Below are 19,800 nucleotides of genomic sequence, written 5' to 3'. Positions count from 1 at the left end.
TGGACTAACGTCTGCTTGCTTGGGCTTGGCGGACGTCCATTACTTTCGCTTTGCTTTGCGTTTCGTGCGCTTGTGAGGGGTATTTACCTTCGGACTGTCCCGATCCTTATACTTCAGCCATCCAAGGAACAGCATCACGACCCCAAACAGGACCAGTGCTGCGATACCAAATAATTTGCTGACCTGGTCCAGTGATTCTATCGGCAGTTGTAAAAGCTTCATTTGTTCTCCTTTCCATAACGCTTTAGTCTAGTGCCCGCGCCAGGCAGACAAGGGTGCGTACACCAAGCATCAAAATAATCGCAAGGCCGACGATTGCATCGAGCTTTCCTCCATCAACCAAAAGCGCGCCGCCAGCGACACACAGGACAAGCGCACTCGGTACTGCTGACAACAGGGCGTCTGCTTTATCAATGTACCTGCCCGGATTGACAGAGCGGCGGACCAAAGCCGCACTAGTCAGGCAGCCAAGCACCCCAGGCATCGCAAAGCCAAGCACTGCAATTGCATTGAGATGCTTGGCATGAAACATACCGTGCGCGCCACGTGAAGCAACATAGACAGCAAGGCTCATGCAGCAAGTCCAGAGGGCGACTTGCCCGATTGAGAACATGATGTTGTCGCGTGGAGTCTGGGGTTGTTCATTCCTTTGCTCAGCGGTTAGCAGTCGAATTCCGATTGTGGCTAGATGGTGGGAAGCTGCCCCCATCAGGACAACACTTTCCAGAAAAACCCCACCAATGGTGCAACTGACCAAGGCCGCTCCGTGCGCAGTCAGGTCCAGTCTTGTCAGACTGCGCGTGCATAGGCTCGCGCGGTTCCGGCTCATTTCGTTCTCCTCAGCCGGGCCGCTCGATTTCTTCGCGGCCCGGCTAGCTCAATGCACCAGGATTTTTTCCGGCTCCGCCGGGACCTCATCGCTATCCTTGCGATGAACCAGGCGGTAAAGCAGTGGAAGAACGAGGAGAGTCAGCGCAGTTGAAGAAAGAATACCGCCGATAACCACCGTCGCTAGAGGCCTCTGTACTTCCGCACCCGTGCCGGTCGCGATTGCCATCGGCACGAAGCCCAGCGACGCTACCAGCGCCGTCATCAGCACAGGGCGCAGCCGTGTCAATGCCCCATGTGTAATCGCCCGGTCGAGCCCCATGCCCTCTTCGCGCAAGGTCCGGATATACGAGATCATCACTAGACCGTTCAGGACCGCCACGCCGGAAAGCGCAATGAATCCGACCGCAGCCGATATCGACATTGGAATGCCACGCAAAGCCAGGGCGATGACACCGCCGGTCAGGGCGAACGGGATGCCTGTAAAGACAAGTAAGCCGTCTTTAACGTTGTTGAACATCATGAACAAGAGTACGAACACAATGAAGAGGGCTAAGGGAACAACGACTTGCAGGCGCGCGGTAGCAGACTGCAATTGCTCGAAAGTACCGCCCCAGCTTGTCCAGTAACCAGCAGGCACTTTGACCTGTTTTTGGATGGCGGCTGCCGCCTCCGGCACAAAGCTGCCGATATCGCGCCCGCGAACGTTTGCACTGACGACGATGCGGCGTTTTCCGTTCTCGCGGCTGATCTGGTTCGGACCTGGCGCGAAATCGAGAGTGGCTACCTCACCGAGCGGAATGTAGGTCGCCGCGGCGCCGTCCTTGCTAGGAAGCGAGACAGGCAGCTGCCTGAGCGCATCGAGATCGGTGCGTAGCGTTTCCGGCAGTCGAACGACGATGTCGAAACGCCGATCTCCCTCGAACATGGTTCCGGCCTCGCGTCCACCTGTTGCAATCGACAGAGCTTCTTGCACGTCGCCGATATTCAGTCCATAGCGCGCAGTTTTTTCCCTATCAATGTTCACAGTCAGCATCGGCAGGCCACCGGTCTGCTCTACCTTCACTTCCGCCGCACCAGGAATTCGCTGAAGCACTTCCGCGATTTCCTTGCCTGTAGTAGCAAGCACATCCATGTCGTCGCCAAAGATCTTGACTGCGACATCACTGCGCACGCCGGAGATCAGCTCGTTGAAACGCAGTTGGATTGGCTGCGAAAATTCATAGGCATTGCCCGCGTATTTTTCCGCCTCCTCCTGGATCGCTGTGACCAATTCAGGACGGCTCTTCTTTGGCGCCGGCCAGTCCGATTCGGGCTTGAGCATGATGTAACCATCCGAGATATTCGGCGGCATCGGATCGGATGCAATCTCGGCAGTACCGGTCCTGGCGAACACCCGATCGATCTCGGGGAATTTCGCCTTGAGTCCCGCTTCCACTTTCTTCTGCATCTCCAGCGATTGGCTCAGGCTGGTACCGGGAATGCGCAGCGACTGGATTGCCAGGTCGCCTTCGCTCAGGCTCGGAATGAATTCACTGCCGAGCCGCGAGACGAGCAAGCCAGAGAGGACCACCAGAACGATCGCACTTGTAACGACCAGCGAGGTGTTGCGGAAGACCCGGTCGAGCATGGGTGCATAGGCCCGCTTTGCCATTTCCATCAGTTTGTTTTCCTTTTCCGCGACGCGTTTGCCAATGAACAGGGCGACTGCGGCTGGAATGAAGGTGATCGACAAAATCATTGCGCCGACCAGGGCGGCCACGACCGCGAAGGCCATCGGATGGAACATCTTCCCTTCGACCCCGGCCAGCGCGAAGATCGGCAGGTACACGACCATGATGATGAGCTGGCCGAAGAGCAGGGGCCGCCGTGCTTCCTTCGCGGCCGAGAAGACCTCGTGGAAGCGCTCGTTGAGGGTCAGTTCACGCTTGTGATGATCCTGTGCATGCGCGAGGCGCCGGACGCAATTCTCGACAATGACGACCGCACCATCGATGATGATGCCGAAGTCGAGTGCACCCAGACTCATCAGGTTCGCACTGACGTTATAAGTCACCATGCCCGTAAACGTAAACAACATCGCCAGCGGAATGACCATCGCGGTGATGATCGCCGCCCGGATGTTGCCGAGAAAGACAAACAGGATGACAATAACGAGTACCGCGCCCTCCAGCAGGTTTTTCTTCACAGTATGGATGGCCTTGTCGACCAGCACCGTGCGGTCGTACACCGGAACTGCCTTGACGCCTTTTGGCAGCGAGCGATTGACGTCGACCATTTTCGCCGCAACTGCCTGCGACACGGTGCGGCTGTTCTCGCCGATGAGCATGAACACGGTCCCCAGCACGACCTCGCGGCCGTTCTCGGTCGCGGCGCCGGTGCGAAGTTCGCGTCCGATATCGACGGTCGCGACGTCACGCACGCGAATTGGCACTCCCTTGACGTTGCTGAGGATGGTGTTGCGAATGTCGTCCAGCGTGCGCACCTGGCCCGGCGCGCGGATCAGGAACTGCTCGCCACGGCGTTCAATATAGCCTGCGCCGACGTTGCTATTGTTCCGGTCAATTGCCCCGACGACATCAGTGAGGGATAAACCGTAGGAGCGCAGTTTTGCCGGGTCGGGGGCGACCAGATATTCCTTGGCAAAACCACCGATGGAGTTAATTTCGGTAACACCCGGCACCTGGCGCAACTGGGGCTTGATGATCCAGTCCTGAATTTCACGCAGGTCGGTCGGGGTGTACAAGCTACCGTCCGGCTTTTTCGCGCCAGGGTCACTTTCAACTGTCCATAGATAAATTTCCCCAAGGCCAGTTGAAATTGGTCCCATCATGGGTACAACCCCACCAGGAAGGTTTTCCTTGGCCTCCTGAATACGCTGGTTGACGAGCTGGCGAGCGAAATAGATGTCCGTTCCATCCTTGAAGATGACGGTTACCTGCGACAAGCCATAGCGCGACAGCGACCGGGTCTCCTGCAGGGCAGGGAGGCCGGCCATGACGGTCTCGATCGGGAAGGTTACGCGCTGCTCGACTTCGAGAGGCGAATATCCGGCTGCGGACGTATTGATCTGGACCTGGACATTGGTAATGTCCGGGACCGCGTCGATAGGAAGTTTTTGGTAGTTGTAAACACCGACAGCGGCCATTGCAATTACAGCCAGCATGACGAGCCATCGGTGCTCAATGGCAAAGCGAATTATTCGTTCAAACATGTCAGTTCCTCGTTCAGTCTTCGTGCTCGGCGCTGCCCTTGCCCTGCTCGGCCTTCACAACGTAACTTCCCGTTGCAACGTATTCCGCGCCAGCACTTAATCCACCAACGATTTCCGTGATCTTCCCATCGCTCGCGCCAATCGTGACGGGTTGCGCCTGGAAGCCCTCGGCCGCCTTGACGAACACAACGGTCTTGCCCTCGATCGTCTGAACAGCATCGGCCGCAACGGTCACAGTGGCGTTTTTGCTGCCACGCACGAGCGAAACGTTGACGAACAGGCCAGGACGCCAGGCGAGGCCCGGGTTATCGATGACCACGCGGGCTGTCGCGGTCCGGGTCTGTTCACCAAGCAGGCTGCCGACGTAGCTCACTTTTCCGGTGACGGATTCGGTGCCGGAGGCAGGCCGGATGGTCACGTTCTGGCCGACACGAACGAAGGGGAGGTCCTTCGCGCTTACCACGATCTCGACCCATACTTTCGACAAGTCGGACAGAATGAAGGCGTTCGCATCTTCCTTGACGGCCTCACCCTGGGCCAGGTGCTTTTCAACCACTACCGCGTTGAAGGGGGCCCGCAATTCGTAACGATTGATGGCGCCCGACGAGGAACCGGCGCCAAGTGCCGTGAGTTTCGAGCGCGCCGACTGAGCTTCAATCTGAGCCTCGCGGTATGCCTGTTCAGCCTGAAGGTAATCTTGCTGTGCAGAGATTTTGTCTTCCCACAGCTTCTTCTCGCGTTCGTAGGTCACCCGTGCAAATCCGAGACGCTTGTCAGCGGCCAGAGCAGTGCTTCGCAGTTCGGCAAGTTCCGCGCTTGCGATAACAGCCAACGGTTGGCCCTTCTTGACGTTCTCGCCGAGCGAGGCGAAGACAGACTCGACGACACCTGCGACGCGAGGAACGACGTGTGCCGTCCGGTCTTCGTTAAAGCGCACTTCGCCCGGCAAGATCACGGCGGTATCGACAGAGGCCGCCGCCGCCCGGGTAGTCAGGATGCCGGCTCCTTGAATTTGCTGGGGCGTCATCTTGACAAAGCCTGGCTTGTCGTCCGCATGGCCCCCTTCCTTGGCGTCAGCCTGGCCTCCTTCCTTGGTTTCGGCATGGCTGCCTTCCTTGGAAGCCGACTTTTCCGTCGTCTCCTCTGCGTGTTCGCCTGCGCCTTCAGCAGCAGGAGCATCTTTTTTCCAAAAGATAATTGCCAGGGCGAGGACAATTCCAACCGCAACGACAGCCAGTACGGAGAAGATAGACTTTTTATCGATGTTGAACTTCATGGGGCGATCCTGTTATTTGGGGTGCTGTCGGCGTCGACGAACCGGCCGAGATCTGCCGCGGCGCGGTAGCGGTCGAACTGCGTCTGGATATACTGGGTGCGGATTTGCAGGAGCGTTCGCTGGGCGTCGAGAACATCGAGGAAGCTGAACTTGCCCGCTTCAAACCCTGTGACGGCCGCATCGAACACACGCTGCGCCCTTGGCAAAACGTCATCACGCATGGTGCGTACCTGTTCGCGGTAAAGCTGCGTACGCTGGTAAGCACTGGCCAGGGACTGATTCAGGCGCAGCCTTTCGGCCTCCAGCTCGGTTCGGGCCTTTTCCGCGCGGCTCAGGGATGCCTGGAGGCTGCCCTGGTTACGGTTAAAGAGTGGAAGCGGTACCGAAACGCCGAGCACGGTTTGCGATCGCCCAATTTCGTCATCCTTTTTGCTACCGACGATCAGGGTGACATCAGGAATGCGCTGGGAGCGATCGACGCCCACCTGGGCTTCTTCGCGCTCCACCTGCAATCGGGCGCGCCGCATCTGCGGTGAGGAGTCCAGCCGCTGTTGAAGTTCGTTCAGCGACGGCACGGGCGCCAGCTCGAGCCCTGGGGCTACCAGGGGACGGGAAACGGCGACAGTCTCGCCCCAATACGCTGCCAGTGTCAGCAGCGCGATGGACAACTCGCTCTGCGCTTGGGAAAGTTCAAGGCGAGCCGTTGAGAGCGCGACTCCTGAGCGGTCCTGTTCGACAGGCGAGACACGTCCTGCGGCAACCCGCCTTTCCGCAGCAAACGATGCCTTGCTCGCTACATCGAGTGATACCTGTGCTATCTGGACCCGTTCCTGCGCGCTTAGCGCGTCAAAATAGGCGGCGGTGACTTCAGCTCGCAGGTCCGTACGCGCAACACTCAGGTTTCCAACTGCGAGGCTGCGCTCACGTTCAGCAAGGTTTATCCGGGCGGAACGCTTGCCTCCAAGCTCGAGCACCTGGCTTAGCTGAACCGTTTGCGTCCGGGTGCCGCGTTGCGTGCCTTCACGGACAAACGAGACTTCCGGATTACGAAATAGCCCCGCCTGACGCCGCGCGCCTTCCGCAATGGCTACATCGAGTGCAGTCGCGCGCAGCCCGGCGTTCGCAGCGAGCGCCTTGGCAACTGCTTCTTCGAGCGTCAGTGCGACGCCCGTGGACGGGTTTTGCTGCTGGGTAGTGGGTCCAGAGACCAGGGGCTGCGCGGTCAACTGCGCAGCACTCGGGAACGCCTGTGCGAAAAGCACGGCCGCCCCGAGGAATAAATACTTGGGATGCATGAATAACTCCGGTTGTTGAAAACGAAGACTATTCAGCGACGATGCGTATTGGAACCCCTCTCAGGGCTCCACATAAATGATGAGTAATTTATACGATCTGCCGCCGAATCAAACGGCGGAGATCCACTGCGGGCGCTCGGGGGGGGCCGAGTAGGAGGATGTGTAGTGTGGCGAGACAGACAGTGGCGCGACGCGGACCGGCTTCAGGATCGCTACCGTTGCCGGGAGAGCGTCGAAGGACAAAGGAGCGTGAGCACAGGACGAGCAGTGCGAATGCATCACTGTCTTTTTCGGCGTACCAGAGGGTTTGTCCTTGCCGTTGAACGCGAACTTATCTGCGTCGGAGTCCGACGAGTGGTGCCCGAAATGCTGGGCGGCGCGACCGGATTCATGCTCACAATAGGCACTGATCGCGCCCCAGCTTAGCTGAAGAGCGAGGATTGTCAGGACAAGGTAGATGAAGCGTCGTGCAGCCATGGGGGAAAAGTATAGCACGGTGCATCGGTCACCCTCGTTCTGATAGGTTCAAACTCGTCATCTGCAGCACATTGCGGCAGGCTGGTGAGCGAGCGCAGCAGAACGGTGCGCAGCTATAATGATGCAATGCTGCTATTGGATGAGAACTAGATTGATACTGAGAACTACACTGCTTTTTGTTGCCACCGCCATCGCTGAAATCGTCGGCTGTTTCCTGCCTTACCTTTGGCTGCGCAAGGGTGGCTCGATTTGGCTGCTTGCCCCGGCTGCGGCCAGTCTCGCGATTTTTGTCTGGTTACTTACTCTGCATCCAGCGGCTAGCGGGCGGGTGTACGCAGCCTACGGCGGCGTCTACGTCGCGACCGCCCTGGTCTGGCTCAGATTCGTCGATGGGGTCAAGTTATCGACGCTGGACTGGGCAGGGGCGGCAGTTGCCTTGTTCGGCATGGCGATCATTGTCTCTGGGTGGAGCAAGGGAAGCTGAAACAGCTGTATCGAAGGAGACCAGGGCGGGAGGCGCCGGATTTCCTGCACGATTCAGATTTTTTGTATTTGGCGATCAATTGCTTTCTGAGCGCGCTCGTTACGTTCGCTATACCTGTCTGTCAGGTAGTCCGTGCGACCGCGAGTTAGCAGCGTGAACTTGAACAGCTCCTCCATGACATCGACCACGCGGTCGTAGTATGCCGAGGGACGCATGCGCCCTTCATCATCGAACTCCTTGTAGGCCATTGGTACCGAAGACTGGTTCGGGATCGTGAGCATGCGCATCCAGCGTCCCATCAGTCGCAGAGTGTTGACCACGTTAAACGATTGAGAACCGCCACAAACCTGCATGACTGCCAGCGTGCGCCCCTGGCTCGGACGGATCGCGCCCATTTCGAGCGGTATCCAGTCGATCTGGTTCTTCATCACCCCAGTGATCGCACCATGACGCTCCGGGCTGCACCAGACCTGGCCCTCCGACCACAGGCACAGCTCGCGCAGTTCAACCACTTTTGGATGGGTCTCCGGCACGCTGCCGACCATTGGCAACTCCATCGGATCGAAGATCTTCACTTCGGCGCCGAACTGCTCGAGGATTCGCGCCGCCTCGTGCGTAAGAAAGCGGCTGAAGGAACGCTCGCGCAGGGAGCCGTAGAGCATCAAGATCCGTGGAGGGTGGTTCATGTCGCCAACCGGTGCGAGTTTTTCGAAGGTCGGCATGTCCAGCAGTTCCGGCTGGACGTTGGGCAGGTTCGGGATCTTGTTCATTTGATTCGCTTACCTTCCGCATCGACGACAGCCTCGCCGTCCTCTTTCGTGAAGGCGCCTTGCTGCGGCGCAGGCAGAATATCCAGCACGACTTCCGACGGGCGGCACAAGCGGACGCCAGCGGACGTCACCACGAATGGGCGGTTGATCAATATCGGGTGCGCGAGCATCGCATCGATCAGCTGCTCGTCGGTCGTGGCTGGATCGTCCAGGCCGAGCTCGACGAAGGGCGTGCCTTTCTCGCGCACGGCCTCGCGCACCGACAGGCCTGCCCGCGAGATAAGGTCAGCGAGCGTCGTACGGCCGGGCGGGTTCCTCAGGTACTCGATGACGGTCGGCTCGATACCGGCATTGCGAATCAGGCCCAGCGTGTTGCGCGAAGTGCCGCATTCCGGGTTGTGATAGATGGTGACGTTCATTGTTCTGGAGCCTTTCTTAGCTCAGGCGCAGGGCAAGGGCGCACAGGGTAACGAAGAGGATCGGCAGCGTCAGCACGATACCTACGCGGAAATAGTAGCCCCACGCAATATGGATGTTCTTCGCGTCAAGCACGTGCAGCCAGAGCAGGGTGGCCAGACTGCCGATCGGGGTGATTTTCGGGCCGAGGTCGGCGCCGATGACGTTTGCGTAAATCATCGCCTCGCGGATCACGCCCGTAGTGGTGGTGGCGTCGATCGCCAAGGCACCCACCAGCACGGTCGGCATGTTGTTCATGATCGAGGACAGGATCGCAGTGATGAAGCCCGTACCGAGCGCTGCGCCCCAGACTCCGTACTGGGCGCACCCGTTCAGCAGCCCGGTCAGGTAGTTTGTCAGGCCTGCGTTGCGGAGTCCATACACGACCAGGTACATGCCCAGCGAGAATACGACAACCTGCCACGGGGCACCGCGCAGCACCTCGCGTGTCGAGATGCGGTGGCCACGTGCAGCGACCGCCAGCAGCAGGGCCGCGCCAACCGCCGCCACGGCGCTTATCGGGACGCCCATGTCGTCGAGCCAGAAAAAGCCCACCAACAGCATGGTCAGGACCCACCAACCGGTAACGAAGGTCGCTCGATCATGGATCGCCTCGTCAGGGCGCTTCAATTGCGCTAGGTCGTAGTTCGCCGGGATGTCCTTGCGGAAGAACCAGGTAAGTGCCGCAAGCGTTGCTGCCACCGACACCAGGTTGACCGGCACCATTACCGCGGCGTAGCGCGCGAAGCTGATGTTGAAATAGTCAGCCGATACGATGTTGACGAGATTCGACACGACGAGCGGCAGACTGGCTGTATCCGCGATGAAGCCGGCTGCCATGACAAAGGCCAGTGTGGCCTTTGGCGAGAAGCGTAGCGCAACGAGCATCGCGATCACGATGGGCGTCAGGATCAGCGCCGCACCGTCGTTGGCGAACAGCGCAGCCACCGCGGCGCCGAGCAGGACCAGCAGGATGAACAGGCGCCGGCCATTGCCTTTGCCCCAACGTGCAACGTGAAGGGCAGCCCATTCGAAGAAGCCCGCCTTGTCGAGTAGCAGGCTGATGATGATCACGGCAACGAAAGCACCAGTCGCATTCCAGACGATGTTCCACACTACCGGAATGTCGGCGACGTGAATGACGCCGGCCAACAGGGCAACGACGGCGCCGGCGGTAGCACTCCAGCCGATGCCGAGGCCGCGGGGCTGCCAGATGACCAAAATAAGTGTGGCAAGGAAAATCAGGAACGCGATAAGCACAAAGGGTCCTAGTGAGTCGTTAATTGGACGCCGCGGCCTGCGCAGCGTCGAAATCTGGTGCGTACATCAGGGCAGCGGGTCTCTTGATTACGGCAGCAGGGTGCCGATACGATCGAGCTCAGCCTTGAATCTGGCCTTGTCGGCTTTCAGCTCGTCGAGCGGCAATGCCAGGAAGGCTTGCATGCGGGCCAGGATGATCTCGTAGGTCCGCTCGAATGCTGCTTCAATTTCCTCGTCGGTGCCGACGACGTGACTCGGATCTTCCAGGCCCCAGTGCGTGCGCAGGACCGGGCCGAGGTACGCAGGACAGGTTTCGCCGGCGGCACTGCTGCAGACGGTGACGACGATGTCTGGCGTGACGGGAAGTTCGTCCCACGACTTGCTGTAGTAGCCTTCGGTCGAAATCCCTTTACGGTTCAGGAGTGCGACAGCGCGCGGATGCAACCACCCTGTCGGTTGGCTGCCCGCGCTGATCGCCTTCAGGCCTTCCGGGGCGAGATGGTTGAAGGTGCCCTCGCTGAGGACGGAGCGGCAGGAGTTGCCAGTGCAGAGAAACAGTACGTTCATGTGGTTTGTGGTCGGGTCAAAGTGTCAAATTGGGACGATACGTGGCCGGCATCATTGCGCCTTGCATACACTGCCGGCGGCCGCGTCGCAGGGCACGCCGCCGCAGCAGTTCTCGGTCAGGAACCCGATCAGCCCGTTCATTGTTTCGACGTTCGCCGAATAAATCACGAAGCGTCCGTCCTGCCGGGAAGAGAGGAGTCCGGCATGCGACAGCTCTTTCAGGTGGAACGACAGTGACGAGGACGGGATGTCCAGGTGCTCGGCAATTTTGCTCGCCGCGAGACCTGCGGGCCCAGCCTGTACGAGCAGCCGAAATACCGCCAGACGGCTTTCCTGTGCCAAGGCGGCGAGCGCTGCAAGTATTGCTTTGGTATCCATGGCTTTCCAATCATGTGCAAGATGTCAGGATCATACACGCTAGATGCGACATTTCCAAGAATGTCGAAATCTGTTGACAGCTTCATGACAAGGGTTTTATTCTTTGTTCGTCGATTGACGAATTACGAAGGATGGATATGACGACCTGCTGTGCTCCGAAGGACGGGATCGCCGCGCCCACGATTAACGCTGATGAGCTGGCGATGCTATGCAAGGCGCTCGCGCATCCGGCACGGGTCCAGCTGCTGAACTACCTTTCGGCTTACGGTGCCTGCTACTTCGGCAGCCTGGCTGATGTCCTGCCGCTGGCCGCGTCGACGATTTCGCAGCATGTCAGCGTGCTCAAGCAGGCAGGACTCATTATTGGTTCGGCCGACGAGCAGCGCGTCTGCTATTGCGTGAATACGGACCGGTTGGCCCAGCTGAAACAGATGATCGGCAATCTCTAAAAATTTTTTGCCTCATTGTTCGTAATTCGACGAACTACTAATTAGATCCTTAACCACAGCAGCAAACTTGATGAACTGGGAGACACCATGGACAACATCCTCAACAAAAGCCTTCCTGTAGCGGTGCTTGGCGCAGGACCTGTCGGCCTGGCCGCGGCCGCCCACCTGGTCGCGCGCGGCTTCACCCCGCTGATCCTGGAGGCGGGTGCGCAGGTGGCGAGCAACCTGGCGAGCTATCGCCATGTTCGCCTGTTTTCGCCATGGCAGTACAACGTCGACAAGGCAGCCCGCCAATTGCTCGTGGCAGCCAGCTGGCAGGTACCGGATCCGGAAGCCTTGCCGACGGCTGGAGAAATCCTCGACGGGTACCTGCTGCCTCTTGCAGCCCTTCCCGCGATCGCCGAGAACCTCAGGCTCTCCCACCGTGTGGTCGCAATCACCCGGGCCGGATTCGACAAGGTGAAGACGCGAGGTCGCGAGAGCGCCCCGTTTGTTATCCGCGCGGCGACGCCTGAAGGCGAGCGCGAGTACCTAGCCAGTGCCGTGATCGATGCCACCGGTACCTGGTCGCAAGCTAATCCGCTCGGTGCCAACGGGTTGCAGGCGCGAGGCGAAGTCGCACTGCGCGACCGGATCGCCTATGGCATGCCGGACGTGCTGGGAGCCGGGCGGCAACGCTACGCCGGCCGGCGTGTACTGGTTGTCGGGGCCGGACACTCGGCTGCGGGATCCCTGCTGGCACTAGCGACGCTCGCCGAGCAGGTACCGGGCACACATCTGGTCTGGGCCATTCGCGGACGTCAGAGCGCGAAGCTGTTCGGTGGCGGCGATGCCGACGGCCTGCCGGCACGCGGACAGTTGGGCATGCGGCTGAAGGCGCTGCAGCAATCCGGCCGGCTGGAGTTACACCAGGATTTCCGGATTCAGTCGCTGCTGGAGGAGGCTGGCCGTATTACCGTGCGCGGCGAAGCCGGCGCCGCAGACATCGATGGCGTCGACGAGATCATCGCCGCCACCGGCGCCCGCCCGAACCTGGAGATCACGCGCGAACTGCGGGTGCGCCACGATCCCTGGTTGGAGAGCACCGACCTGCTGGCACCGTTGATCGACCCGAACGAACATAGCTGCGGCACGGTGCGGCCGCACGGCCACCGCGAGCTGGCGCATCCAGAACACAGATATTATGCCGTTGGCGCGAAGAGCTACGGGCGGGCACCAAACTTCCTGATGGCGACCGGGTATGAGCAGGTGCGCTCGGTGGTCGCCGCCCTGGCTGGCGACATGCTTGCCGCTGACGACGTGCAGCTGGAACTGCCGGAAACCGGTGTCTGCAGCACCCGGCAAGCGTACGACAGGGAACCGGTGGCATCCGCTTGCTGTGGCGGGCCGGCGCCGAGCCAGGAAACGGCGTGCTGCGTTGCAGATGCAGAGACGAAGGAGCAAGGGAAGGGCGGATGTGGCTGCCCCTCGCTGCCGAAGCTTGCGCCATCGGCCAGGCCGGCATGCTGCGCCTAAGCGATGTCGATTCCGGTGGTGCCGTGCGCCGCCTGCTCATGAACGAGGACATATGACTACCCAGTGGCGCGCCATCGGCATCCTTGCTTGTACCCAGATTGTGTCCTGGGGGTCGCTGTACTACGCGTTCAGCATCCTTGCGCCGAGTATCCAGCGTGAGCTCGGGTGGAGCCCGACACTCGTTTTCGGCGCCTATTCATGGAGCCTACTGATCGCCGGCCTGGTGGCGACGCCGATCGGCATCCTGCTCGATCGCCACGGTGGACAGATGGTCATGGGCGCGGGCTCGGTCGTGTGCGCCATCGGTTTTTTCCTGCTGAGCGAGAGCCGCAGCCCGGCCGCTTATATCACGGCCTGGACGATTCTCGGCCTTGCGATGGGCCTGACGCTGTACGAGGCGGCGTTTGCCACGATTAACCGAAGGTTCGCAAGCGCTGGACGGCAGGCAATATCGACCTTGACCCTGTTCGCAGGCTTCGCCAGCACCATATTCTGGCCGCTGACGCAGGCATTGAATATGTCTGTTGGCTGGCGCGACAGCTACCTATGGTTCAGCGCCTTGCAGCTGCTGATTTGCCTGCCGCTGCACCTGCTGCTGGGCCGTGAGCAGCCATTGTCACGGTGTCCGGTCGCTGTAGCGCAACGCGGCCATACCTTTGCCGAGGCAGTGCGCCATCCGGCGTTCTGGAAGCTGGCGATGGCGTTCTCGGCCAATATTTTCGTTTTCTCCGCGTTGTCCGTTCACCTGATCCCGCTGCTGCACGGACTAGGGCACAGCGCTCGCGTAGCAATCCTGGTCGCCATGCTTATCGGCCCCATGCAGGTAGCCGGCCGTATCCTGGAGCGGACAGTCGCCCGTGACACGACGCCGCAAACCGTCGGGAAGTTCTGTTTCAGCACACTACCTGCCGCTCTTATTGCAGTTCTCTGGTTTGGAACCCAGGCGTGGGCGGTTGCGGTCTTCTGCATCTTGTATGGCCTCAGCAACGGCATCATCACGATCGTTCGCGGCACCTTGCCGCAAGCGATGTTCGGCAGCGAAAACTACGGCGCCATTTCCGGTGCATTGGCTGGCCCGGCGCTGCTGGCAAAAGCGAGCGGGCCGATTATCGCAGCGTGGGTACTTGGGCAGGGTGGGACGCCGACTCTGCTGCTCGGAGTGCTGTTTGGCGTCGCCGTCGCGTCTGTCAGCCTCTATTTCGCCGCAATCAGGGGGGAGGCGCCGCGGGCAATAACGAACTCAGCGTAAGGGACTCATTTGCCGATGAATATCGGACATCCAAAGAATTCCGCGAGTGGTATGCAGGCCAAGGGTACCCCTTGTGTAAAGTGTGAGAACAAGCATGGGGCTTACAACGGTGGGAAGGTCAAGAGCTTCTCGAGCGGGCGAATCAAGCTGTTCGGTGGCTTCGGCTTCTGGGGTATGGGGGTGGCAATGATGGAGGGCCTACTGAATCGCCTGCTCGCACCGCCCGGCTACATCGTGCCAACCGACGCTGAGCCAAAGTATTCCTGACAACTGAGCAGTCGAGCCATCTCGGCCTGACTCGCTAGTCTCCGCGAGAGCCGGAGCAGTCAACGTGTGCGAGTCAAGAACGTAGGGCTACATGTCTGTTATATGTGTGATGATTGATGAGGTACAGTACGCTGCTCCGCAATAGAAAATGTTGTTCACAAGCACTTTTTTACTGATTCTAGGCTAGGGTTCAAGTGGTATACTGAATGCTAGCGATACAAACCGCCAAGGAGGCACCATGTTTGCATTCAGCCCGGTCTTCTCTCGTGAAGACGTGCGTCGCGTCGGGGAGAAGATGAACAGCAACTCGACCCCCCAACTTTCTGATCGAACCAGAAAACTTCTTACTACTGTCCAGTTCTCAAGCGGCGATCTTGTCAAAGCAACATCGGGCGCTGCACTTGAAAATTCGTTGGAACAACAGAAGGGCAAGTAACATTTGCATTACCTTTATCCACTTCTGGTTTCTGGTCCCAACGATGTTCCAGGCGCGCTAGCTTACTTCGTATATAAACGAAGCAAAGTGGATTGGCGTAACAAATTCGTCCTTGATCATGGTCGTCAACCTTCTCCGGACGAGGAAGAGGAATTTGTCAGGATCTTGTCGCTCCCAGAAAGTGTAGCGAGCTTCAAGCAGCGAGGGGAACAACTTGCTACGCTGTTTGCGAACAAGCTGCTTGAAGAAAAAATGGCAGCTCTTGCTGCCGAAGTTGTGCAGTCTGAACTAGCGACCAAATTTACTTCGCTCGAGTCCCAACTTGCATCGTCCATGACTCGTATTGAGGCCCGGTTCGACGAAAAGAAAACACTTGGCGGCTGGTTACGCGATATCGGCACCTCATTGATTTCTGGCTTCGGCTTGATCATCATTCTTGGTGCCGCAGCGCTGGGGTATGCCATGCTCAGCAAGATGAACTCCTCACTGGAGGAGGCTTCTGGGGTTGGTACACCCAAGGAGCAAGCGGCTGCAGCGAAATAGGCGCGTATTGGCCGGGATTTCCGAGCACCTCCCATACCGTACGATACCGATGGTCCCAGCGCAGCCTTTGCTTATCTATCTTAGCTTCTTCAATAACGACGAAGTAGGCAGTTCAGTTAAGGGTGTCAGGTAGTGCATTTCAGCCACTGCAAGTACCCCCCGGAGACAACGGCCCTACGCCAAACAAGTCAATGCGACTTTCGCGCGCGAAAGTGTATAGCTTGAGATTTCAATGTCGCTACATGTCATTTCTCGCTCTCGCGTGTCTTAAGAATACAAATTCGTGGCCTACCTAGGAGAAATGTGCATTATCTTCCGCGCCTGAACATGGCTGTACAGTCAGCGCTATCTTGGAGCCGGTAGGCAAACAGCTCGGAGAATGTCGCAACATTTCAGAGGTCAGAAAATGAGCTTACAAGACGCCGTAGACGTGCTGAGCGACCAAGCCGCTGGCCGACTAGTGCAGAGCCGATCCCAGCTGATTTCGGCCGCCCTCTCTCTAGAAACAGCAGGTCTCGACACAACCAGCAGGGATATCCTTGACGCAGCAGCAGGACTCAATTTGCTTGCAAGGGGAGGCGACCTACTGCTTGATCAAAAGGGACAAGAGCGCGCGGCCCATTTGGCGATGGTTGTCGCGGCACTGTATTGGCGTGCCCAGCGCGGCTATACAGGCCGAGACGGTGTGATCGTGTTTTTCGGCGGCAACGTGCAAGGCTGGGTAGATGGGTTACGCAATCCCGAACATTGGCGACCTGGATCTATCGCCGTGAATGAACTAGGCGATTCTTGGATAGCGACCGGTGGAAACGAACAGAATGGCGCCAAAAGTTGGGAGCCCGAATGGACCGATGGTCGTCGCCTTACGACCAGCTAACTGGTCATAATCCAGTGAAGGAAATTCATTGGAGCACTGAATCGCAACATCCTATCATTGGGCCACCTAAGGTGTGAACTGCGGCAAGCCATGCGCCCGCGTATACCGCAACCACGCGCGCGGTAAACGTCGCAGTCAAACATCTCCATGTCGGGCGTAAGCATGAGAATGCCCCGCGGGGCATGCCGTTGCTGATAGCTGCTCGCCAGGCGATGCCAATACTGCGGTCACTGGCTCGTTCTACCAACGCATATCCTGGATCCGAAGCATGCTCGGGAAAACGCCTCAGGGGCCAGTCGAGGGAGGCGAGCGGCGATGCAAAGTCGCATAATCCGGTGCCAGTTCAACTGTCAGCGTCATCGTTAACAACTTGGACGTACCAAGACTGCACCGTGCATTCTTTCGTTGTATTGTCGAGTTCAAAGCCACTGATCGTCATGCAACCGTCCCCAATCCAACGCACCACTGCATCGCGCAGGCGGGGCAGCACGTCTGCACCGACCTTTATATCGCGTAGAACAGCATAGGTCATGCTGCGGCGGAAGTCCCGGTCATGCTGTTCGGTCAAGGTAAGATAGCCCATGTGTACAGGCTGGGCTGTTATAGACCGATGGCGGGGGACGGGTCTGCCATCTTCGAATAGCTGAGCGACACGAACGAACATGACATACATGATGCTGTATAAAAACACAGTATAGCAGATGCCTGATTGTTAAAGAATTTGGGGCAAGGCAATCGCGGCCAGGCACACAAGCCACACGCCTACTATCGTTCTCCCCGATCTATGCTCCGTTCATGGACAGCGCCGAAAACTGCAAGGCCATCTGGTAAAGTTGACCATCAACGGTACAAACACGTATAGTTTTCGTGGCTTGCTTTATAATTCCTGTTTTACAACTTTTTGTGGCATCCACTTCGATACTGCCTTTAACAAATCATGCTTAGAACCGAACAGAAGGCAGCGATTCGTCAGGCCTTTGAGATGGGTTTTCGGACACGCGCATTGCCCGGGTATTGAAGATACAACATCTGGACTCAGCTCATCTACAAGGGTATGTGTATCTGCCAAATTGCCAGGATGTATGACGTCACCGAGAAGAGCGTCAAGGTCCTGCTCTGGAAAAACCGTGACATATCCCTGGTCGAAGCAAAGGCCCAAGTGTTGGAGCTCCGGGAAGAAAACCAGTTACTCGAGTTGGGAGACGGTATCCCAAGCCTCGGTCAGCTCGGTCTTCAGTTCACACCGATCTCGCCGGAAGAAAAACCTACGGAAGAGGCGCTTGGCGACCAAGAGACTGAGGGACGAAAGGCCGGGTAGTAAACCTGCTCGACTTTCGCGCGCGAAAGTCGGCGTGATCTCCAAACATACCAGGTTCCTGCAACGACCGATCATCCTGGCACCCACCGTTGCCCCACGACGCGGCTCTCGATCAACTGGCGTGACTGCCAATCACTGTTCATTGCCGGGAGCGGCTCCACACCTCGCTTAAGCGCATGTTGGGATGTGGATGGTGACCTCCTTTTTCCTGGCACCCTTTCAGGAACTCGTTCCGGTGGCGCGCAATAGTTTCTTTCATTGCCTCGCAGCCCACGAGTCGGACGGCAATCCGATCCGCATCGAGCTCGCGTGCTGCCGCGCCGCTATCGGGCCAGCGCGTCCAGAAACGGTAGGCGTCCAGTCGCACCACATGGCCGACCTCGTGGGCAAGAATAAAGCGTATATCGTTATCGCTGAATTTTTCGGAATCGAGCATCGCGGGGGAGACGATGATGACGGCATTACCGAAGAACGCGCCCGCCGCCGCCGGGGCACTGCAGATGAAGAAAGTCGCTTTCGAGATTGCAGCGGTATTCGGAAGCATTCTCGGCTCAGAACCCTTGACTGCCGCGTGAACGCGTCGTTCGTAGTATGAGTACCCGTACTTATTCCAACGAGCGCTTCCCAAATGGCACACTTCCTCGCAAGGATCTCGGGGAGCGTCAGCGAGCAGTTAAACGAATCTCCGCCCCTTCCAAATAATTTCTATGCTCAGGAAAAATCCGCAAACAGCCGAATAAGTCGGGAGTTAGCTATGAACTATGTGATTGGAGCCCGATGCGCAGCGGCCGCCTACGACGGCGTGGTCAAGCGGTGGCGGCGCTGGCTAATCGAAAACCTCACCTCCATAGCCTTGGCGGGGGCGAGACGAGTCGAGCTGGAGTCCGTGAGCGGCAGACCGGAGTGTTTGGCCAGTCGATCGCTTCTTCACTCTTGAAGCAGTATGGCAAAGCGGAGCGAAGTGGTGGCGGTCGAGTCGGAAAAATCACGCTGCCCCGAGGACGTGGCGCGGGAAGTGAAATCATTCATAGGCGATATGCGAATGCAATTAAGTCTGTATAAGTACCAGTACTGATACTTCCCAGGTTATGACGCAATCGGATCCTGAACGTCGCAATGCTACCGACAACTGACCAAAGTGGGAGCGGCGCCTGAGGGAAAATTCGCCATTGTCTCTGCTTTTATCGAGTCTGCCTGATGGGCTTATCGGGGATAAACTATAGAATATCCGGCTAAGAGGTCACGCTGGCGCGCTACCTGGCAGCTGTTCATCTTCAACGCGACATCTGGCACCGCAATTCGTTCCCTGCGGCGTAACCGCCGGCAGGCGGTCAAGGGCGATCTGCATCGTCAACCCTGTTGTGGCATGAGAACCCGGGATTCACTTATATCGCCAAGTATACAGTTCGTTTCGTCCGCAAGAGGCACGTACGCGTCATCCCGAGCGGCGTCGAGTGCGCCGGGCAGGACAGTAAGGAGTCCAGTGGTGATGGCTTAGGACATTCTGTAGCAAATCTTGTTTCGCCGACATTTTAGCGCTCTTGCGCAATGTGACTCCGAAGTTCAGGCTCTACAGCAGATCCTGAGCGAGCTGGTGCCTTGCGGTGTCGCCGTCCACGGGCATGCCAGACTGACCGGGGCACTAAGTCGCACTGATCCTTTTGGGAAACACCGGAAGTATCCACGGGGGAAGAAGCGTGGGGTAAATCCGGAAATCACCGTTTGTCCGTAGGGGATGGTAGACACCGTCTCTGCAAAGGCAATAGTTTGACGGGGATTTTTAACAATCATAAAACCAGCTAGTCCCGAGCTGCGGTTTTTTTATTTCTTGCGTCGAATCCCCGGCTGAGTACCAGCTAGCTCGCCGATGAGCGAGCGAAGTGCCCCGGTACAAATTTGACATTATAGAGGCAATGACGTATCCAGCATCCGCTATGTCAGCTGCTCAACGTATTACATTATATTACTTGCTCGCGAATTGAGTAAGATAAACTCGACAATACTATTGGTAATGTCGAGTTGCAAGGTTGAGTGCTTAATACGATGCTCAAAAAAAGAAAACGCCCACTAGGGTAATGCCGTTCAGTTAAGGTCCTTCTTCAGGACGCGAACGGTGTAACGCTGAGGCAAGGCCTTGACGG

Annotated in this window: 20 protein-coding genes; 8 read left to right on the top strand and 12 right to left on the bottom strand. The window is 58.2% G+C overall.

Going from position 1 to position 19,800, the window contains the following annotated elements:
- Nucleotides 1-39 precede the first annotated feature (39 nt).
- From IFT60_RS17025 to IFT60_RS17005, 5 genes are all read right to left on the bottom strand, one after another.
- Nucleotides 40-222 (bottom strand): hypothetical protein, encoded by a 183-nt coding sequence (locus IFT60_RS17025; RefSeq protein WP_192053682.1) that lies wholly within the window; start codon nt 220-222, stop codon nt 40-42.
- 22 nt (nt 223-244) lie between these two features.
- The gene (locus IFT60_RS17020; RefSeq protein ID WP_192053680.1) at nt 245-574 is read right to left on the bottom strand and encodes a hypothetical protein; all 330 of its coding nucleotides are present in this window, start codon (nt 572-574) and stop codon (nt 245-247) included.
- Nucleotides 575-877: 303 nt separating this feature from the next.
- On the bottom strand, nt 878-4,042 hold the full coding sequence (locus tag IFT60_RS17015; RefSeq protein WP_192053678.1) for a CusA/CzcA family heavy metal efflux RND transporter: 3,165 nt from the start codon (nt 4,040-4,042) through the stop codon (nt 878-880).
- A gap of 13 nt (nt 4,043-4,055) precedes the next feature.
- Nucleotides 4,056-5,318: an efflux RND transporter periplasmic adaptor subunit gene (locus tag IFT60_RS17010; RefSeq protein WP_192053676.1), complete on the bottom strand. Its 1,263-nt coding sequence runs from the start codon at nt 5,316-5,318 to the stop codon at nt 4,056-4,058.
- On the bottom strand, nt 5,315-6,613 hold the full coding sequence (locus IFT60_RS17005) for a TolC family protein (protein WP_192053674.1): 1,299 nt from the start codon (nt 6,611-6,613) through the stop codon (nt 5,315-5,317). The genes IFT60_RS17010 and IFT60_RS17005 overlap by 4 nt, the downstream gene beginning before the upstream one ends.
- Nucleotides 6,614-7,229: 616 nt before the next feature.
- Here IFT60_RS17005 and IFT60_RS17000 point away from each other — a divergent pair.
- Nucleotides 7,230-7,574 carry a YnfA family protein gene (locus tag IFT60_RS17000; RefSeq protein WP_197986375.1) on the top strand — a complete coding sequence of 115 codons (345 nt, stop codon included), beginning with the start codon at nt 7,230-7,232 and terminating at the stop codon, nt 7,572-7,574.
- 53 nt (nt 7,575-7,627) lie between these two features.
- Here the strand turns inward: IFT60_RS17000 and arsH are convergent, their stop codons facing one another.
- The 5 genes from arsH to IFT60_RS16975 all read right to left on the bottom strand — a co-directional run bounded on the left by arsH (nt 7,628) and on the right by IFT60_RS16975 (nt 11,005).
- Nucleotides 7,628-8,344 carry an arsenical resistance protein ArsH gene (gene arsH, locus IFT60_RS16995; RefSeq protein WP_192053672.1) on the bottom strand — a complete coding sequence of 239 codons (717 nt, stop codon included), beginning with the start codon at nt 8,342-8,344 and terminating at the stop codon, nt 7,628-7,630.
- Nucleotides 8,341-8,763, bottom strand: coding sequence for an arsenate reductase (glutaredoxin) (gene arsC, locus IFT60_RS16990; RefSeq protein WP_192053670.1), 423 nt, complete (start codon nt 8,761-8,763; stop codon nt 8,341-8,343). Before arsC ends, arsH begins: the two co-directional genes overlap by 4 nt.
- Before the next feature lie 16 nt (nt 8,764-8,779).
- Nucleotides 8,780-10,060, bottom strand: coding sequence for an arsenic transporter (gene arsB / locus IFT60_RS16985; RefSeq protein ID WP_192053668.1), 1,281 nt, complete (start codon nt 10,058-10,060; stop codon nt 8,780-8,782).
- A gap of 87 nt (nt 10,061-10,147) precedes the next feature.
- Complete coding sequence (locus tag IFT60_RS16980; protein WP_192053666.1) at nt 10,148-10,627, bottom strand: arsenate reductase ArsC; 480 nt, start codon at nt 10,625-10,627, stop codon at nt 10,148-10,150.
- A gap of 51 nt (nt 10,628-10,678) precedes the next feature.
- Nucleotides 10,679-11,005 (bottom strand): ArsR/SmtB family transcription factor, encoded by a 327-nt coding sequence (locus tag IFT60_RS16975; protein WP_192053664.1) that lies wholly within the window; start codon nt 11,003-11,005, stop codon nt 10,679-10,681.
- 131 nt (nt 11,006-11,136) lie between these two features.
- On the opposite strand from IFT60_RS16975, the gene IFT60_RS16970 reads away from it, so the two are divergent.
- The 6 genes from IFT60_RS16970 (at nt 11,137) to IFT60_RS26605 (ending at nt 16,341) form a co-directional block, all read left to right on the top strand.
- Complete coding sequence (locus IFT60_RS16970; protein ID WP_229510945.1) at nt 11,137-11,454, top strand: ArsR/SmtB family transcription factor; 318 nt, start codon at nt 11,137-11,139, stop codon at nt 11,452-11,454.
- A gap of 87 nt (nt 11,455-11,541) precedes the next feature.
- On the top strand, nt 11,542-12,969 hold the full coding sequence (locus IFT60_RS16965; RefSeq protein ID WP_192053661.1) for an FAD-dependent oxidoreductase: 1,428 nt from the start codon (nt 11,542-11,544) through the stop codon (nt 12,967-12,969).
- Nucleotides 12,970-13,021: 52 nt separating this feature from the next.
- The gene (locus IFT60_RS16960; protein WP_192053659.1) at nt 13,022-14,218 is read left to right on the top strand and encodes an MFS transporter; all 1,197 of its coding nucleotides are present in this window, start codon (nt 13,022-13,024) and stop codon (nt 14,216-14,218) included.
- Nucleotides 14,219-14,723: 505 nt separating this feature from the next.
- Nucleotides 14,724-14,921, top strand: coding sequence for a hypothetical protein (locus IFT60_RS16955; protein ID WP_192053657.1), 198 nt, complete (start codon nt 14,724-14,726; stop codon nt 14,919-14,921).
- Nucleotides 14,922-15,008: 87 nt separating this feature from the next.
- Entirely contained in the window at nt 15,009-15,464 is a 456-nt protein-coding gene (locus IFT60_RS16950; RefSeq protein WP_192053655.1) for a hypothetical protein, read from the top strand.
- A gap of 406 nt (nt 15,465-15,870) precedes the next feature.
- Nucleotides 15,871-16,341, top strand: a complete 471-nt coding sequence (locus IFT60_RS26605) for a hypothetical protein (RefSeq protein ID WP_229510943.1) — start codon at nt 15,871-15,873, stop codon at nt 16,339-16,341.
- A 343-nt stretch (nt 16,342-16,684) separates the two neighbouring features.
- On the opposite strand, the gene IFT60_RS16940 is transcribed toward IFT60_RS26605, so the two are convergent.
- Nucleotides 16,685-16,924: a hypothetical protein gene (locus IFT60_RS16940; RefSeq protein ID WP_192053653.1), complete on the bottom strand. Its 240-nt coding sequence runs from the start codon at nt 16,922-16,924 to the stop codon at nt 16,685-16,687.
- 495 nt (nt 16,925-17,419) lie between these two features.
- On the opposite strand from IFT60_RS16940, the gene IFT60_RS16935 reads away from it, so the two are divergent.
- Nucleotides 17,420-17,659, top strand: a complete 240-nt coding sequence (locus IFT60_RS16935; RefSeq protein WP_192053651.1) for a hypothetical protein — start codon at nt 17,420-17,422, stop codon at nt 17,657-17,659.
- Nucleotides 17,660-17,798: 139 nt separating this feature from the next.
- On the opposite strand, the gene IFT60_RS16930 is transcribed toward IFT60_RS16935, so the two are convergent.
- On the bottom strand, nt 17,799-18,203 hold the full coding sequence (locus IFT60_RS16930; protein ID WP_192053649.1) for a M48 family metalloprotease: 405 nt from the start codon (nt 18,201-18,203) through the stop codon (nt 17,799-17,801).
- Nucleotides 18,204-19,800 lie beyond the last annotated feature (1,597 nt).

Source organism: Massilia sp. CFBP 13721, from assembly GCF_014842025.1.
Classification (GTDB): Bacteria; Pseudomonadota; Gammaproteobacteria; order Burkholderiales; family Burkholderiaceae_D; genus Telluria.
Note: the sequence above shows the minus strand (reverse complement) of the source record. Positions and strands in the feature narration are given on the sequence as shown.

Bases quoted from the DNA above. Each gene is read 5' to 3' on its own strand.
- IFT60_RS16960 (WP_192053659.1), top strand. From the start codon at position 13,022: ATGACTACCCAGTGGCGCGCCATCGGCATCCTTGCTTGTACCCAGATT.
- IFT60_RS17010 (WP_192053676.1), bottom strand. From the start codon at position 5,318: ATGAAGTTCAACATCGATAAAAAGTCTATCTTCTCCGTACTGGCTGTC.
- IFT60_RS17015 (WP_192053678.1), bottom strand. From the start codon at position 4,042: ATGTTTGAACGAATAATTCGCTTTGCCATTGAGCACCGATGGCTCGTC.
- arsC (WP_192053670.1), bottom strand. From the start codon at position 8,763: ATGAACGTCACCATCTATCACAACCCGGAATGCGGCACTTCGCGCAAC.
- arsH (WP_192053672.1), bottom strand. From the start codon at position 8,344: ATGAACAAGATCCCGAACCTGCCCAACGTCCAGCCGGAACTGCTGGAC.
- IFT60_RS17000 (WP_197986375.1), top strand. From the start codon at position 7,230: ATGAGAACTAGATTGATACTGAGAACTACACTGCTTTTTGTTGCCACC.
- IFT60_RS17020 (WP_192053680.1), bottom strand. From the start codon at position 574: ATGAGCCTTGCTGTCTATGTTGCTTCACGTGGCGCGCACGGTATGTTT.
- IFT60_RS17025 (WP_192053682.1), bottom strand. From the start codon at position 222: ATGAAGCTTTTACAACTGCCGATAGAATCACTGGACCAGGTCAGCAAA.
- IFT60_RS16980 (WP_192053666.1), bottom strand. From the start codon at position 10,627: ATGAACGTACTGTTTCTCTGCACTGGCAACTCCTGCCGCTCCGTCCTC.
- IFT60_RS16935 (WP_192053651.1), top strand. From the start codon at position 17,420: ATGTATGACGTCACCGAGAAGAGCGTCAAGGTCCTGCTCTGGAAAAAC.
- IFT60_RS16965 (WP_192053661.1), top strand. From the start codon at position 11,542: ATGGACAACATCCTCAACAAAAGCCTTCCTGTAGCGGTGCTTGGCGCA.
- IFT60_RS26605 (WP_229510943.1), top strand. From the start codon at position 15,871: ATGAGCTTACAAGACGCCGTAGACGTGCTGAGCGACCAAGCCGCTGGC.
- IFT60_RS16955 (WP_192053657.1), top strand. From the start codon at position 14,724: ATGTTTGCATTCAGCCCGGTCTTCTCTCGTGAAGACGTGCGTCGCGTC.
- IFT60_RS16975 (WP_192053664.1), bottom strand. From the start codon at position 11,005: ATGGATACCAAAGCAATACTTGCAGCGCTCGCCGCCTTGGCACAGGAA.
- IFT60_RS16970 (WP_229510945.1), top strand. From the start codon at position 11,137: ATGGATATGACGACCTGCTGTGCTCCGAAGGACGGGATCGCCGCGCCC.
- IFT60_RS16940 (WP_192053653.1), bottom strand. From the start codon at position 16,924: ATGGGCTATCTTACCTTGACCGAACAGCATGACCGGGACTTCCGCCGC.
- IFT60_RS17005 (WP_192053674.1), bottom strand. From the start codon at position 6,613: ATGCATCCCAAGTATTTATTCCTCGGGGCGGCCGTGCTTTTCGCACAG.
- IFT60_RS16930 (WP_192053649.1), bottom strand. From the start codon at position 18,203: ATGCTTCCGAATACCGCTGCAATCTCGAAAGCGACTTTCTTCATCTGC.